Source organism: Rhodopirellula halodulae (assembly GCF_020966775.1).
Classification (GTDB): domain Bacteria; phylum Planctomycetota; class Planctomycetia; order Pirellulales; family Pirellulaceae; genus Rhodopirellula; species Rhodopirellula halodulae.
The window spans coordinates 1,231,801-1,245,901 of the sequence record NZ_JAJKFV010000029.1; the positions used below are offsets into that span (position 1 = coordinate 1,231,801).

Below are 14,101 nucleotides of genomic sequence, written 5' to 3' on the forward strand. Positions count from 1 at the left end.
TTTCTGGTCGCCCAATGCACGACGAAGCGGCGTTTCCTGCTGGGCCGACTGACTGGATGTCTGCCAGTGTTTCGCGATAGCCCGCAACAGTCCCAGCGTGAGAACGTGGGTTGTTCTGCGAAGCTGGGATTTGATACGCCCCAGTCATGAATCATTCTCGACGTCCAATTGAACGTCGGCGGCGTGTCATCCTGACCACCGTTGGCGGCGACTCAGGGAACGTGACAGCCAAGCAGCGGGCGGTTCAACAGCAATGGCGAGAAGCTCGTCGGCCCGCGGTCGCCTATGGTTCGCGCGTTCGAAGATGCTTGCGCGGACGATGGTTCTCACTGGTGCCGGTGCAACGCTCGGCGCTCACGGCGCTTTTCGCGATCGTCTTTGGCGTGTCCGCGATCCTGATTGGTTTGCAATACGCGTCAATCGCTTGGCCAGCCTTGGCGGAACGCACGGCGATCACGGCTGTGACTCGGATTGACGCCAGTGGCAGTTTGGGACGCTACTGCACCAGCGTTTTGATGATGGGTGTCGCGGGAGCGTCTTGGTTGGTCTATCAGCTTCGGCGTTATCGCAACGATGATTTTCAGGGGCACTATCGATTGTGGCGTTTGGTGACCGCGATGGCGATGCTCGGTAGCGTCGCCACCATGGTGCCTTTGATTGAGTTATTGGGCGGGATCACCGAATGGCTGTTGGGCAAGCGAGTGGCATTGTCCGGCAGTGATTGGGTCAAGCTTCTGTTGACTGTCGGTGGTGCGGTGATGTTTCTGCGAACGACCGCTGAACTTTGGAAGCAACGCATCGCAGCCGGTTGGATGATGGCCGGTTGGGCGGCGGCTCTATTGCCGGTCGCAGAGAATTGGAATTTGATTGCCATCGATTCACCCTGGAAGTGGACCGCGTTCACGTCCGCGATGCTGGTCGCATCAGCGTGTTGGTTTTGCGCCACGGTGATGTACCTGCGAACGTTGTTCATGGATGTACGCGGGATCCAGCGACCGCCTTCGATGGCGACCCGAATTCGGATGGCTTCCAATGAACAGTGGGAAGGCATGGTCGAATGGACGAAGCGGGCGAAACCGGTCAAACGGACCAAGCCGGAGAAGGCCAATCCTTCGGAAACGGAAGACAAATCAGAAGAGTCAGCTCCGGCCCGCAGGGTCGCCACGAAGAATGTTGCCGCGGAAAAGGTAGCTCGGGAGGAAGTGGAAGAAGCACCTGCCGAGAATGAGACCGACGATGTTCAACCACCGGCTCGCAAACGACGTTTCTGGCAACGCTCCGCGAAGTCCGCCGAAAAAACAGAAGCCACGGACGAATCTTCGCAGGAGGTCGATTCGCGAGAAGACCAAGTTGGGGCTGTCGCTGAAGATGGCAACGCAGATCCGGGCGATTCGAAGCCGTCGAAATGGAAGTTCTGGGCTCGTCGGGGTAAATCAATGACGGACTCTTCTGAGAACGAAGCGGAAGAGCAGGTCGAAACAAACGAAGAACTCGCGTCGGCTGATCTTGACGAACCGAAGGCAGAAGCAAAACCAAAACGCCGCTGGTTGCCAACTTGGAAGAAACGCAAGGAGTCGGCTGATGCTAGCGAGTCCGCGTCAGATGATGTGTCAGTCGCCGAGGAGTCCTCTGACAGCGAAGCTGAGGAAACGAAGCCGAAGAAACGACGTTTCGGGCTAAAGTTCCCGTCGCTCCGTCGTCAAGCAAAGTCGGATGACGGCACCGATGATGATGAAGACGAGTCGCAGGCGGAAGCCTCGCATGAACCGCGAAATTCTGATCGCAGTGCGCAGCCCTCGGCCAACGACGATTCCTTTGAGGAAGAGGAATTGAATGAAGACGACATCGATTGGTCCAGCATGAGCAAAGCGGAACGCCGTCGCGTGCGGAAACAGCTCAAGCGAAGTGGCCGCGCCGCCTGAGCGGGACTGGCCGTCGAACTTTCGCTCATCCGCAAAGTTTGACTGATCCCTCCGGTTTGGCTGACCGATAAACAAGACTGTTCGGGGAACCGGTGCGCCGACATGGCACGTCGCATGACTTCGGTTGGCTTCCCGAGATGTTTTGTTTTGTCCTTGCCCCGAGTTTGAATTCGTCGAGATGTCGGAGCAGCAGTCCACGACCGAGTCCGTGTTGCGTGTGAGGACGTCCAAGCCGGACGTGCCAATCGACACGCCTATGCGGCGTTGGATTATGCAGTGGGGAACGGCCGTTGTCGGCGGAGTGACCTCCGTCGGTGATTTGGCGGTGTTCACCTGGCAGATGCTGGTGTGGATGTTCACTCGCATGCCTCGTCGTGACACCGTGCTCATTAACTTTTACCAAGTCGGTGTGTTGAGTTTGCCGGTGGTTGCGTTGACCGGATCCTTCATCGGAATGGTGTTGGCCGTGCAGAGCTACTACCAATTTCATGCGATTGGTTTGGAAACGCATCTCGGGGTGGTCATCAACACGTCGTTGGTCCGTGAACTCGGACCGGTGCTGGCGGCAACCATGTTGGCGGGACGAGTCGGCGGAGCGATGGCGGCCGTCTTGGGCACCATGCGCGTCACGGAACAAATCGACGCACTGACCACGATGGGAGCGGACCCGATCCATTATTTGGTCGTGCCGCGATTCATGGCGTGTTTGTTCTTGATCCCCGCTTTGACGATCGTGGCGGACTTCATGGGCATCGTCGGCGGCTACTTTTACAGCGTGATCATTCTAGGAATCGACCGAGCCGCTTACTTGCACCATTCGCGAGAAGGTGTGGTGGCATTCGATTTGTTCAATGGGATTTTTAAAAGTGTTTTCTTCGGTGGTGTGATTGCCATCATCAGTTGCTACCGCGGATTCAATTGTCAGCCCGGAGCGGAGGGCGTTGGAAAAGCTGCGACGGAAGCGTTCGTGTATTCGTTCGTGATGATCCTTGCGATCGACCTGTTCCTGAACATCGTTTTGGACTGGGTGTATTTCAGTTTCTACCCTGAAGGCACGAGTCTGTTTTAGTGAACGAGTCACAACAACCAACCGATCCGTTCGAACAGGATTCGTTCGAGCCCGATCGTTTCGAAAGTGATCACCTCGAAGATGATGCCACGCAGTCGGTTTCGTCCGAGGCTGCATCGCAGGTTGACGAGCATGACGATGCGTCGACCGTCGCGACGGAACAGCAGCCTTTGGTCGAGGTCCGAAACTTAACGGTGTCGTTTGAAGGGCAGACCATCCTGAAGGACATTGACTGCGAGATTCAACGCGGGCAAACCGTCGCAGTGATCGGCGAGAGCGGTTGCGGCAAGACGGTTTTCATGAAGTCCATTGTGGCGCTTGTGCAGCCGACCGTGGGCCGAGTGCTTTTCGACGGTGTGGATCTGGCATCGCTGACTCCGGCCGAGCTGGCCGTGACTCGAAGACGATTCGGGTTTGTGTTTCAGCATGCGGCTCTCTTTGACAGCATGAACATCTTTGACAACGTCGCGTTTCCCATTCGGCAAAACGAAGAGGACACGGACGAAGAGGAAGTCAACGACCGAGTGCGACAACACTTGGCCGAAGTCGGTTTGCCTGAAGAAGTGATCTACAAGCGTCCGGCGGAATTATCCGGCGGGATGCAGAAACGTGTGGGATTGGCACGAGCATTGGTTTTACGGCCGGAGTTGATCGTTTACGACGAACCAACAACCGGGTTGGATCCCATCATGAGTGATGTGATCAACGAGTTGATTTTGCACACGCGTCGGCTGTATCCCGTGACCAGCATTGTGGTCACTCACGACATGCATACCGCGCGGAAGGTGGCGGACCGAGTGATGATGTTCTATCCGCGACGCCGACTGAATTCGGATCAGTCACAAATTCTTTTTGATGCACCTCCGAGCCAACTGGAGCACGCGGAGGATCGACGCGTCCGTCAATTTGTCCGCGGCGAAGCTGGTGATCGCATTCGCGAAATGAATCAGGGGATGGCTTGAACCATGGATGACAGCAGACTTCGTTTTGGTGTGGGCGTGTTGGTCATTGCGGCCATTGGGATCGCCGTGATTCTGACATTTTTGTTCGGCGCCTTTCCCGCGATTTTGAACAGCGAGTACACGCTACTGGTCTATTTTCAATCGGCGGACGGGATCAACGTCAACGCACCCGTCTTTCGCGACGGCGTGAAAGTTGGGCGGGTCGATGCAATTCAGCTGAAGGAAGAAGGTGGCGTCATCTTGGCGTTGTCGATGGACGAGAGCATCAAGATGACCCACGAATACATCCCTCAAATTGGGATCGGTTCATTGATCACCGGAGATTCAAAATTAGAGTTTCGAAAAGCTGATCAGCGTGAACTGGCAAAGCTGTACGACAACAACAAAGATCTGATTGATCAGCCTTACACCGACGAAGAGTTGTTCCAGCACGGAAAGAAGCTCGAAGATCCGTTCACGCTGATCTTTGGGATGGAAGATGAATTGGTTTCCACCTTCCAAAGCGTTCGCGGAGCGGGCGATGCCATCCAAGACATCGGCAGCGACATCAAGGGCTTGGTCCGAGACGTTCGGGGCGTGATTGGGATTGCCCCGAGCAGCGGCCGTGGAACTCCAAGTGTTCCCATGGGTGGCTTTCCACAATCGATGGCACCCGCACCGAAGTGGGCTCGCCCCGTCGCATTTGCTCAGCACGTGTCCTCGCAACATGGCAGCCCCGAAGGTGTGATTCAAACGGTCGCGATGCAGCAAGCCGTTCCACAACAGGGATTCACACAGCCGCCTGGTTTTACACCTCAACTTGGGACGCCGGTGCCAGGGCAACCTGGCTTCCAAACACCACCCACTATCACTCAGTTGGCAGCCGATGCGTCGCAAGCGGTCAAGGAATTTGGTTTCCTGGTGCGTGACGTGCGATCCATCATTGGTGACCCACAGATTCAAAGAAACGTTGGCGAGACGGTCGATCGGTTGCCGGGCGTTTTGGATGAGGTGAAAGTCACGTTGGAGGATGCTCGCCAGACGTTTGAGACTTTTCGAGACGTTGGTGGGCAGTTCGAGCAAGTCGGCGTCGTTGCGGAAGACGCGTTGGCTCAAACCGCAAGCGAACTTCAGTCAACTCTCAAGAGTGTGCGTAGTACGGCCAAGAGCTTCGAAGGGACCGCACAGAACATCGAGGCGTTCACCGAGCCATTGGGTGAACGGGGAGATGAGTTGATCGAAGCTGTGTTGGTGAGCTTGGCCAATGTGGACAACGCGTTGATCCAGCTCGACACGTTTGGAAGGACGCTCAACGGCAGCGAGGGAACCGTGCGACGGTTGCTGGAAGACGAAGAGTTGTACTACCAGGTTCAACGCACGGTTCAAAACATCGAGGCCGCGTCGGCGCGATTGCGACCGATCCTGGACGACGTTCGTGTGTTCTCGGACAAGATTGCTCGGGACCCACGTCAGCTCGGCGTTCGCGGTGCGATCACCAGCCGACCCAACGGAATGGGATTCAAGTGATCCGCGAAACGGCTTGGTAGGCAATCAACGCGGCGACGTAGGCGAGCACCGTCATGTAGCCGAACTGGAAAATCGCCCAGCCCCACGATCCGGTTTCTTTCTTGGTCACCGCTTGAGTGGGCAAGCACTGCATCGCCAGAACAAAGAACACCAGCAAGCTCACACACGTTGCTGTCGTGAACACCGGGTTGCCGCTGGCGTCCGTGGCCGACAACAAACGATCGTGCAGCGACGATTCGTCCTCTGGTTCGGGGCCGAGTCCGTACAGAATGCTCAATGTCGAAACAACGACTTCACGAGCCGCGAAGCTGGTCATTACGCCCACGCTGATCTTCCAATCGAACCCGAGAGGCTCGAAAACGGGCTGGACGAATTTTCCCATTCGTCCGATCACGGCGTACTCTTGTGCCGCCAGCGAACGCCGGTTTTCTAATTCCGCTTCATCAAGAGTTTCAGCGGACAGGCCAGCGGTTTGGATCTGTTCGGTAAAGGTCTCGTCGGAAAGTTTTGGGTAAGTCGACAAGACCCAAATCACAATGCTGATCACCAAAATGACCGTGCCAGCGTCTCTCAAAAACATCCAGCCGCGTTCGTAAGCGTGCCGAATCGCATTGCTCAAGGACGGCGTGCGGTAAGGAGGCAAGTCCAAGATCAATGGGGCCGCTTCACCGGGCAGAATCGATCGTTTCAACATCCAAGCGACGACAAAAGCCGCGAGCATGCCGAGCGCATAGGCGGAAGCAAACAGCAACGCGGCCAGCCAGGGGCTGGAGGGGAACAGCAATGCCGCGACCATGGTGTAGACCGGCAGACGAGCTGAACAGGTCATCAACGGAATGACCATGATTGCCGCCAATCGGTCCCGTCGGTTCGAGATCACTTTGGTCGACATGATCGCGGGGATGGCACAAGCGTGAGCCGCGAGCAAAGGCACGAAAGCCTGGCCGGGCAATCCCACTCGGCGCATCCATTGGTCAATCACCACCACGGCGCGTGAGAGATAGCCCGAATCTTCCAGGATGGCCAGCATGAAGAACAGAATGCAGATTTGTGGCAAGAAGATCACCACGCCGCCAATGCCCGCGAGGATCCCATCCGTGACCAAACTGTTGAAGTCGCCTGCTGGTAACAGCCCGCCAACGGTTTCGATCAGCCACCCAAAGCTCGCGTCCAGCCAATCCATGGGATAGGCCGCCAAGTAAAAGACCGACGCAAATGCGGCGATCATGACGGCGGCAAAAACGATTGGTCCGAGGAAGCGATGCGTGGTGAGTTTGTCCACGCGGTCGGTCCATTCCTCGGACGCCACAAACCGAGAACCGGTGCTCTCGCTGGCCAAGGTCGAGGCCCAGCGGTGCCCGTCGGCAAACGGACAGGTTCCACAAGCATCGCAGTCGACGGATCCAGCGGCGGCTTCAGCACCGAGCACCACCAGCTTCCGAGGTTGCAACAGGTCGCGCAGTTGAGCTTTCAGTTCGGTGACGCCTTCGCCGGTGCGTGCGGACACACCCACCACGGGGCAACCCAATTTGTTTTGCAGCACTTCCAAGTCGACCGTCGTGCCGCTTTTGCGCGCCAGTTCCACCATGTTGACCGCGACCAAGGTTGGCCGCCCGCACTGAATGGCTTCGCGAGCAACCGCCAAGCTTCGTTGGAGATTCGTGGCATCGACCACCACCAACACAGCTTCGGGTGGGGATTCCGATTCGCCGGTGATGAACGATCGTGCGACCTGTTCCTCAGGCGACGACGCGGTCAGCGAGTACATCCCCGGTAAATCCACCAGGGTACAGGTTTGACCTTCATCCAGATCGGCGGACCCTGTGCGGCGGTCCACCGTCGTTCCTGCGAAGTTGGATGTCTTTGCGAGAAGGTTGGTCAGGCGATTGAAGAGAGACGTTTTGCCAACGTTTGGGTTGCCAACCATCGCGACGACGCGAGCTTGGCAGGCGGGAAGGTCTTTGGCGTCGTTTGTTTCGTCAGTATCCGCAGTGGACGAGATGCTCATCCGTCGGTCGCCCGGACAATGATTTGCTGTGCAATCTCACCAGCCACAGCAATTCGACTTCCGGCCGCTTTTAGGATCAACGGATTGCCACGACGCGATAGCTGCACGCATTGCCCTTCGAACAAGCCGAGAGCTTTCAGTCGTGCAGCGCAGTTCTCCGGCAAATCCAAGCGGATGATTTCCGCACATGCAGATTCACAACGATCCAGAGCGAGTTCGGCTATCAACTTGTCACCTGTAGATGAGAACGATTCTCGTTTGCGTTTACTGTAGTTTTTCGGTTTCGAGTTGTGTAGTAGGACAACTTGCCAATTTGCAACAATTTGCGGCGTTAAACGGATCGGTTGCCCACATGCTTGGTCAGCAGACGCATCAGTCCGGTGGCAGTGCGCTAGCGTGTTGAAATCGGACTGGCAGCGTGTTTGGACTTGGTCGGGCTGGCCCATTTTTGGGGGTAAAACGGGCCCGTTTGAAATCATGAGAACGATCGGTTTGAGCGTTTCGGTGCAATCCGCGAATCCGATAAGCTACCCATCGAATTGCGGGGTTCTGCGTTCTCTTTTCTACCATTCGTTATTTAGATCGTTTGTCTTCCTGTCGTGAAGCTTGGCACGCTGAGTGTCGCGAAAGGTTGGCGATCGGTTGAGGTTCAATGCTCATGTCAAATGCCACGGTTTCGAGCCTGGATGAGGTCCACATCCTGTTGGTGGAGGACAACGAAATCGATGTGATGGCATTTGAACGCGGATTGAAGAAAAACAGCATCGCCAACCCGATGACCGTGGCGGAAAACGGAATGGAAGCTCTTCAGGTCCTGCGTGGCGAGCATCCCACCAAGTCGGTGGGCAGCCATCGAATGGTTTTCTTGGACCTCAACATGCCCATCATGAACGGGGTGGAGTTCCTGGAAGAGGTGCGCCGGGATCCGGAGTTGAGCTCCACCTTGGTATTCGTGCTCACCACTTCGGACCACGAAATGGATCTCGTCGCGGCGTACAAAAAGAACGTCGCTGGATACATTCTTAAGTCTCGCGTCGGCGAGGCGTGCAAGAACCTGCACGACCTGATGCGAACTTATTGGCAGATCGTCGTGATTCCGTGAGCGACGAATCTACTGCGAAGGCTTGATTCATTGCAGCCAATCGAACTTCGCCTCGTCGATGACCAGTGAGTTGGAGACGTTGTTTCCAAAGTCGTCGAAACGATCGAGTTGCCAAACCACTTTTTTGCTGGCGGGCTCGATCTCAATCAAGATTGGTTGTCCCGGGCCGGCGTGGCAATTTCCAATGACGTAGTTCCCGTTGCTTAGCACTTGTAGTGTGGTCACCCAAGCAAGCTGGATGCCCGGCAAGTCATGTTGGTGAATTTGCCAAACGATTTGCTTCTCTGGGGTGACTTCCAAAACACTGTGACCGTTGCCCGACGCGATCAGGGTGTTTCCGTTCTTCAATCGAATGGCTGCGAACAGGCGATTTCCAAAGGCTTCCGGGCCGTGACCACCAGCGGCTTCTTTGCCGAACATCGGTACCGTGTACTCCCACACGACTTTTCCCGAGCGATCGTATTCCCTTGCCTTGCCGTCTCTTTCGTGTGCGACCAAGTAGTTGCCAGATTCTAAGCGACGCACCAATCGAGTGTCCGAGTGCGGATCTGGGTGATCGATCCTGAGTTGGATCTCATGTTGAATGGTTCCTGATCGGTCGACCTCGATGATTCGGCCGGCACCGGATTCCGCAATCATCACGTTACCGTTGGGCAGCAAATCAAACGCGTGGATCTCAACTCGCTTCCCTGTGTTGCCGCCTTGTTTTGCGCTGTTGTAGCTCCAGACCACCTGTTTGGTATCTGGATCGATTTCCACCACCGCGGTTCGTCCTTTCCGCGTGAGAATGTTGCCGTTGGGCAACAGGTGCAGATCATGGATTCCACCCCAGTCCATTTGCCAACTGATGGAACCGTCCGGCTGGACCACGACCAATCCCGTTTTGCCGTGCAGCAGGACTTTGTGTCCGTCATTCTGGGGTGAAGAAGCCGGTGGCGCTTGGTCCGCGAAGACAGGTGAACCGCTGATCAGGATGACGGCGGCGAGCCCAGCGACCTTCTTGAAGAACGAGTTCGCGAAGTTCACGCCGGTGGGGGTGGTTGGGCAGGTGTGTGGCTGTTTCATGGACAAATTCTCTGGATCAGAAAAATTGGGGGATGATCAAAGGCGAGCTGGGCCGATGCATAGGGAAGCGTGGGCAATCGATCCGCTCGTTCGGGCTCGCAACGCTGATGCGGTCCGAGGCCGGTGACACGGAAAAGCAAGACGCAGATGTCTCGCGGCTCCTTGTTAGGCGTTTGCCAAAGACGAGATGCTTTGCAGAAAATGGACCCATTGTGAACGCCAGGAACTGTGCTTTCGAACGGTTTTAGCTTCTCGGCCGTTCGTGCGTGAGAATCTTAGTCGGTTTCGTCGCCGAGTGTTGCCCGGGTGTTGCTTCGGGACCGAGGTTTCATGCTGAGGACTCGGATTGGCTCGTTTGGTACACGTGTCGGTAGGAAGCTGGGCAGAAACCCCGCGGTCGCCCTAGCAGATTGCCGGTCGATTGGATAAGCTTCCTCGCTTCGTTTTTGAAAACCACCATCCAACCAGTGTTGATGCCCTCATGGGAACCAAAATCAAAACGCACAAGGGAACCAAGAAACGGTTCCGCCTGACCGCCACCGGCAAGGCTATGCACCGTCAAAGCGGTACCAGCCACCTGGCCAAAGGTTTGTCCAAGAAGCGTCGTCGTAATCTGCGTGGAACCACCGCAGTGGCTGAGTGCATGGAACCTACCATTCACGCAGCTCTCAACGGCAACAGCTACTGATCCGCAGACACCTTCTTTTTTCTTCCACCACGGAATCCCACGGCCACCTGGTTGGGCGGAACTTCGGAGTTGGTCTCGATCGCGTTGATCGAGCTTTCTGCCGGGGCCTGAATCAGGACGACCCGAAAGATCACCACAGCATTTAGGAATTTCATTCGATGCGTACGACCAAAGGTGCCGCACGTCGGCAATCCAAAAAACGTCTTTTCAAACGAGCCAAAGGTTTTCGCGGTGGCCGCGGGAATCTGACGCGTACCGTCAAAGAAACCCTGCTCCGTTCGGGCGCGTTCGCATTTCGTGACCGTCGCGTCCGCAAACGTGAATTCCGCAAGCTGTGGATTATTCGGATCAACGCCGCCGTGAAGCAACATGGTTTGCGTTACAGCGAGTTCATCCACGGATTGAACAAAGCTGGAATCCAGCTCGATCGCAAATCGTTGTCGGAAATGGCGATCCATGACGCCGCCGGCTTCAAGCAAGTTTGCGACAAGGTCAAAGAGACTCTGGCAGCCTAGGTCGCCATCATGTCACTCGATCAATTCCTCTCCCGACTGGACCAGCTCCAGTCGGACGCTGAATCCGCGTTCACATCCGCCTCTGATGCGGGCACGCTCGAGGATGCTCGGGTGACGTTTTTGGGTGCCAAGAAAGGGCAGCTCAAAGACATCCAAAAAATGCTGGGCGGAATCGACAAGGCGGACAAGCCAACCGCCGGTCAAAAACTGAACGCGGTCAAGAACTCGATCAACGCCGCGTTTGAGGCTGCTCAGGAAAAGCTTTCCGGTGGGGATGAGGCGGGCGTTGACCCGACGTTTGATCCAACGCTGCCCGGTGTTCGACCAGCGATCGGGCACATCCACCCGATCACGCAAACGATTTCGCACCTGACGGAAATCATGGGGCGAATGGGTTTCGAAGTCGCCGAGGGCCCTGAGGTCGAAGACCCCTGGCACAACTTCGTGGCACTGAACATTCCCGAAGATCACCCCGCGCGAGATCCGCTGGACAATTTCTATTTGGCCACTGCCAAAGATCCTTCGGGAAAGGCTTCCGCCGACGCGGGTGACGAAGGATCGCAGTTGCTCCGCAGCCAAACCAGCACGGTGCAAATTCGCGTGATGAAACGCACGGCACCACCGATTCGCATCATCTCGTTGGGACGTGTTTATCGTCCGGATGCTCCGGATGCGACACACTTCCCGATGTTCCATCAAATGGAAGGCCTGCTCGTCGACAAGAACGTCACCATGGCCAACCTGAAAACGGTGCTTCGCGTTTTCGCTAACAATTACCTTGGCGAAGATGTCGAGATTCGTTTCCGCCCATCGTTCTTCCCGTTCACGGAACCCAGCGTCGAAGTTGACTTCCTCTGGAATGGCACTTGGATCGAATTTGGCGGTGCCGGAATGGTTGATCCGAACGTTTTCGCGGCGGTCGGTTACGATCCCGAGGAAGTCAGCGGATTCGCGTTTGGTTTGGGCGTCGAGCGGTTGTGCATGCGGCGTCACGGCATCACCGACATTCGCGATTTGTACAGCGGCGATCTGCGGTTCCTGCAGCAGTTCTGAGAACCGGATCACAAAGTGGTGAATTCGGCGGCTTGCTGCATGTCGGCGATTCACTGCTCAGGTGCCTGCGAATCAGACGTTCGGTCTTTCTATTCAATCCAACCTTTGCCTCCTTCACTCCCATGCTTGTTTCTTGGAAATGGTTGTCGCGTTACGTCGATCTGACGCTTTCGCATGATGAATTGGTGGATCGTTTGAGCCTTTCTGGTTTGAACCACGAAGGAAGCGAAACCATCGACGGTGACGTCGTCATCGATTTGGAAGTGACCAGCAATCGTGGTGACTGTTTAGGACACATCGGAGTCGCTCGCGAGATCGCGGCATTGACGGATCAGAAGCTCAAGATTCCGACCGTTGAATTTCAAGAGGCGGGTGATTCGGTCGACAAGGCACTGTCCGTCGACAATCAAATGACGGACGCTTGCCCCCGTTACACCGCGCGAGTCATTCGCGGGGTGAAGGTGGGTGAGAGCCCGCAGTGGTTGCAAGAATCGCTGAAAGCCGTCGGCATTGGTGTCGTCAACAACGTGGTCGACATCACCAACTATGTGATGATGGAATGCGGCCAGCCACTGCACGCGTTTGATTTCGCCAAGGTCGGCGGCAAGCAGATTGTCGTTCGTTCGGGCAAGGACAAAGAGCAGCTCGAAGCGATTGATCACCGGAACTACGACGTCAATGAATCGACGTGCGTCATCGCGGATCAGTCCGAGGCATTGGCTATCGGCGGCGTGATGGGTGGAGCCTCGTCAGAGGTGACCGAAGGCACCACCGACATCGTTCTCGAGGCAGCCGATTTTGTTCCGTTGTCAGTGCGACGCACGGCCCGGCGTTTGAAATTACACAGCCCATCTTCGTTCCGATTCGAACGTCGCGTTGATCCCAAAGGTATCGATTGGGCGAGCCGTCGTGCGTGCCAGTTGATCACCGAAATCGCGGGAGGCACGGTTGCGTCTGGTGTGATCGATACGGCCAGTGACATTCCCGAACGAGAGTCGATCTTGCTTCGTCCCAAACGTGTCACGGCACTGCTCGGGATGGAAATCGAAACCGCTGAGCTCGACCGAATTCTGAAGTTGTTGGGTTGCGAAGTGTCTGCCTTCGCCGATGGTTTGCAGTGTGTCCCGCCGACGTGGCGTCATGACTTGACGCGCGAGGTTGATCTCATCGAAGAGGTCGCACGGATCCATGGCTACGACAAGATTCCCGAAGACGCACCCATTCCGGTGGCCCCCAGTAGTAAGCGGCGATTCGACACCGCCATGGAACGCATTCGCGGCGTGTTGACCGCGGCGGGAATCAGCGAGGCCATGACTCCCAGCGTCGTGACCGAGAAGCTGGATCAGATGTTATCGCCTTGGACGGATCGTCCGGCGTTGCAGACTCGAACGTCCATGTTGGAAGGTGCTCGTACGCTACGTCGTTCATTGATTCCGAGTTTGCTGCAAAGTCGTGCGGCCAACTGGGCTTCGGCCAGCTTGCTTGCTGACTTGTTCGAGATCGCTCACGTTTACTTGCCGGCACCATCGGACAGTGACGATGCGTTGCTTCCCGACGAAACCTATCACGTCGGATTGATCGGTGGCGAAGACTTTTTTGCCATGAAAGGCATCATCGAAACGCTGTGCGATCGATTGGGAATTGTGCTGGAGCTGGGGGTGAACCCCGTTTCGCGTGACGGTTTTGCCAAGGGCGGTGCGGTGGAGTTATTGCTCCGCGATCCCGCTGGCAAAGAATCAATTGTCCTTGGTTTCCTGGGGTTCGTCGACGACAAGCTGGTCAAGCAATTCAAGCTGACCGGTCGCGTCGTGGCGGCTGAGCTTTCGGCGGGTGTTTTGGCGGATCAGTCGCGGTTGGTTCCGCAGCAGCAAGCCGTCAGTGCTTTCCCGTCGATCCAGCGAGACTTGAATCTGGTCTTGCCTGAGTCGGTTCGCTGGAATGATTTGGCGGCTTTGGTGCAGAAGGCGGCCCAAGAACGTTTGGCTGATTTGACGTACCGCGAAACGTATCGCAACGAGAAGGTCGACGGTCCCGACAAGAAACGGGTGCTATTCTCGATGGAGCTGCAAAGCCAAACGGAGACGCTCAGCGGTAGCGACGCCGACGCGATCATCAACGAGTTGGTTGCGTCGTGTGAAAAGCAGCTCGACGCAGTTTTGTTGCGGTAGGACGCGGGTTTCTGAGTCGCTGAGTTCCCGATGTGGCAGCGTC

12 protein-coding genes are annotated in these 14,101 nt (G+C 56.3%); 9 read left to right on the forward strand and 3 right to left on the reverse strand.

What is annotated here, in order from left to right:
• Positions 1-146 precede the first annotated feature (146 nt).
• The 4 genes from LOC70_RS17415 (at position 147) to LOC70_RS17430 (ending at position 5,459) form a co-directional block, all read left to right on the forward strand.
• On the forward strand, positions 147-1,922 hold the full coding sequence (locus LOC70_RS17415; protein WP_230255264.1) for a hypothetical protein: 1,776 nt from the start codon (positions 147-149) through the stop codon (positions 1,920-1,922).
• Between the two features lie 178 nt (positions 1,923-2,100).
• Entirely contained in the window at positions 2,101-2,991 is an 891-nt protein-coding gene (locus tag LOC70_RS17420) for an MlaE family ABC transporter permease (RefSeq protein WP_306796780.1), read from the forward strand.
• A complete protein-coding gene (locus LOC70_RS17425; protein ID WP_390889052.1) occupies positions 2,991-3,953 on the forward strand; it encodes an ABC transporter ATP-binding protein in 963 nt (320 codons plus the stop codon). The genes LOC70_RS17420 and LOC70_RS17425 overlap by 1 nt, the downstream gene beginning before the upstream one ends.
• Before the next feature lie 3 nt (positions 3,954-3,956).
• Positions 3,957-5,459 (forward strand): MlaD family protein, encoded by a 1,503-nt coding sequence (locus LOC70_RS17430; RefSeq protein WP_230255266.1) that lies wholly within the window; start codon positions 3,957-3,959, stop codon positions 5,457-5,459.
• Here LOC70_RS17430 and feoB read toward each other — a convergent pair.
• On the reverse strand, positions 5,452-7,467 hold the full coding sequence (gene feoB / locus LOC70_RS17435) for a ferrous iron transporter B (RefSeq protein ID WP_230255267.1): 2,016 nt from the start codon (positions 7,465-7,467) through the stop codon (positions 5,452-5,454). The genes LOC70_RS17430 and feoB overlap by 8 nt on opposite strands.
• Positions 7,464-7,946, reverse strand: coding sequence for a FeoA family protein (locus LOC70_RS17440; protein WP_315857275.1), 483 nt, complete (start codon positions 7,944-7,946; stop codon positions 7,464-7,466). Before LOC70_RS17440 ends, feoB begins: the two co-directional genes overlap by 4 nt.
• Before the next feature lie 179 nt (positions 7,947-8,125).
• Here LOC70_RS17440 and LOC70_RS17445 point away from each other — a divergent pair, with 179 nt between their 5' ends.
• Positions 8,126-8,569 (forward strand): response regulator, encoded by a 444-nt coding sequence (locus tag LOC70_RS17445; protein WP_230255268.1) that lies wholly within the window; start codon positions 8,126-8,128, stop codon positions 8,567-8,569.
• A 27-nt stretch (positions 8,570-8,596) separates the two neighbouring features.
• Here LOC70_RS17445 and LOC70_RS17450 read toward each other — a convergent pair whose 3' ends face one another.
• Complete coding sequence (locus LOC70_RS17450) at positions 8,597-9,634, reverse strand: outer membrane protein assembly factor BamB family protein (protein WP_230255269.1); 1,038 nt, start codon at positions 9,632-9,634, stop codon at positions 8,597-8,599.
• Positions 9,635-10,115: 481 nt separating this feature from the next.
• On the opposite strand from LOC70_RS17450, the gene rpmI reads away from it, so the two are divergent.
• The 4 genes from rpmI to pheT all read left to right on the forward strand — a co-directional run bounded on the left by rpmI (position 10,116) and on the right by pheT (position 14,058).
• Positions 10,116-10,322, forward strand: a complete 207-nt coding sequence (gene rpmI / locus LOC70_RS17455; RefSeq protein WP_230255270.1) for a 50S ribosomal protein L35 — start codon at positions 10,116-10,118, stop codon at positions 10,320-10,322.
• A gap of 158 nt (positions 10,323-10,480) precedes the next feature.
• Positions 10,481-10,837, forward strand: a complete 357-nt coding sequence (gene rplT, locus LOC70_RS17460) for a 50S ribosomal protein L20 (protein ID WP_007332030.1) — start codon at positions 10,481-10,483, stop codon at positions 10,835-10,837.
• 9 nt (positions 10,838-10,846) lie between these two features.
• Positions 10,847-11,890, forward strand: a complete 1,044-nt coding sequence (gene pheS / locus LOC70_RS17465; protein WP_230255271.1) for a phenylalanine--tRNA ligase subunit alpha — start codon at positions 10,847-10,849, stop codon at positions 11,888-11,890.
• Between the two features lie 122 nt (positions 11,891-12,012).
• Positions 12,013-14,058: a phenylalanine--tRNA ligase subunit beta gene (pheT, locus tag LOC70_RS17470; protein ID WP_230255272.1), complete on the forward strand. Its 2,046-nt coding sequence runs from the start codon at positions 12,013-12,015 to the stop codon at positions 14,056-14,058.
• Positions 14,059-14,101 lie beyond the last annotated feature (43 nt).

Bases quoted from the DNA above. Each gene is read 5' to 3' on its own strand.
- rpmI (WP_230255270.1), top strand. From the start codon at position 10,116: ATGGGAACCAAAATCAAAACGCACAAGGGAACCAAGAAACGGTTCCGC.
- LOC70_RS17430 (WP_230255266.1), top strand. From the start codon at position 3,957: ATGGATGACAGCAGACTTCGTTTTGGTGTGGGCGTGTTGGTCATTGCG.
- LOC70_RS17420 (WP_306796780.1), top strand. From the start codon at position 2,101: ATGTCGGAGCAGCAGTCCACGACCGAGTCCGTGTTGCGTGTGAGGACG.
- pheS (WP_230255271.1), top strand. From the start codon at position 10,847: ATGTCACTCGATCAATTCCTCTCCCGACTGGACCAGCTCCAGTCGGAC.
- feoB (WP_230255267.1), bottom strand. From the start codon at position 7,467: ATGAGCATCTCGTCCACTGCGGATACTGACGAAACAAACGACGCCAAA.
- LOC70_RS17450 (WP_230255269.1), bottom strand. From the start codon at position 9,634: ATGAAACAGCCACACACCTGCCCAACCACCCCCACCGGCGTGAACTTC.
- LOC70_RS17440 (WP_315857275.1), bottom strand. From the start codon at position 7,946: ATGATTTCAAACGGGCCCGTTTTACCCCCAAAAATGGGCCAGCCCGAC.
- LOC70_RS17415 (WP_230255264.1), top strand. From the start codon at position 147: ATGAATCATTCTCGACGTCCAATTGAACGTCGGCGGCGTGTCATCCTG.
- rplT (WP_007332030.1), top strand. From the start codon at position 10,481: ATGCGTACGACCAAAGGTGCCGCACGTCGGCAATCCAAAAAACGTCTT.
- pheT (WP_230255272.1), top strand. From the start codon at position 12,013: ATGCTTGTTTCTTGGAAATGGTTGTCGCGTTACGTCGATCTGACGCTT.
- LOC70_RS17445 (WP_230255268.1), top strand. From the start codon at position 8,126: ATGTCAAATGCCACGGTTTCGAGCCTGGATGAGGTCCACATCCTGTTG.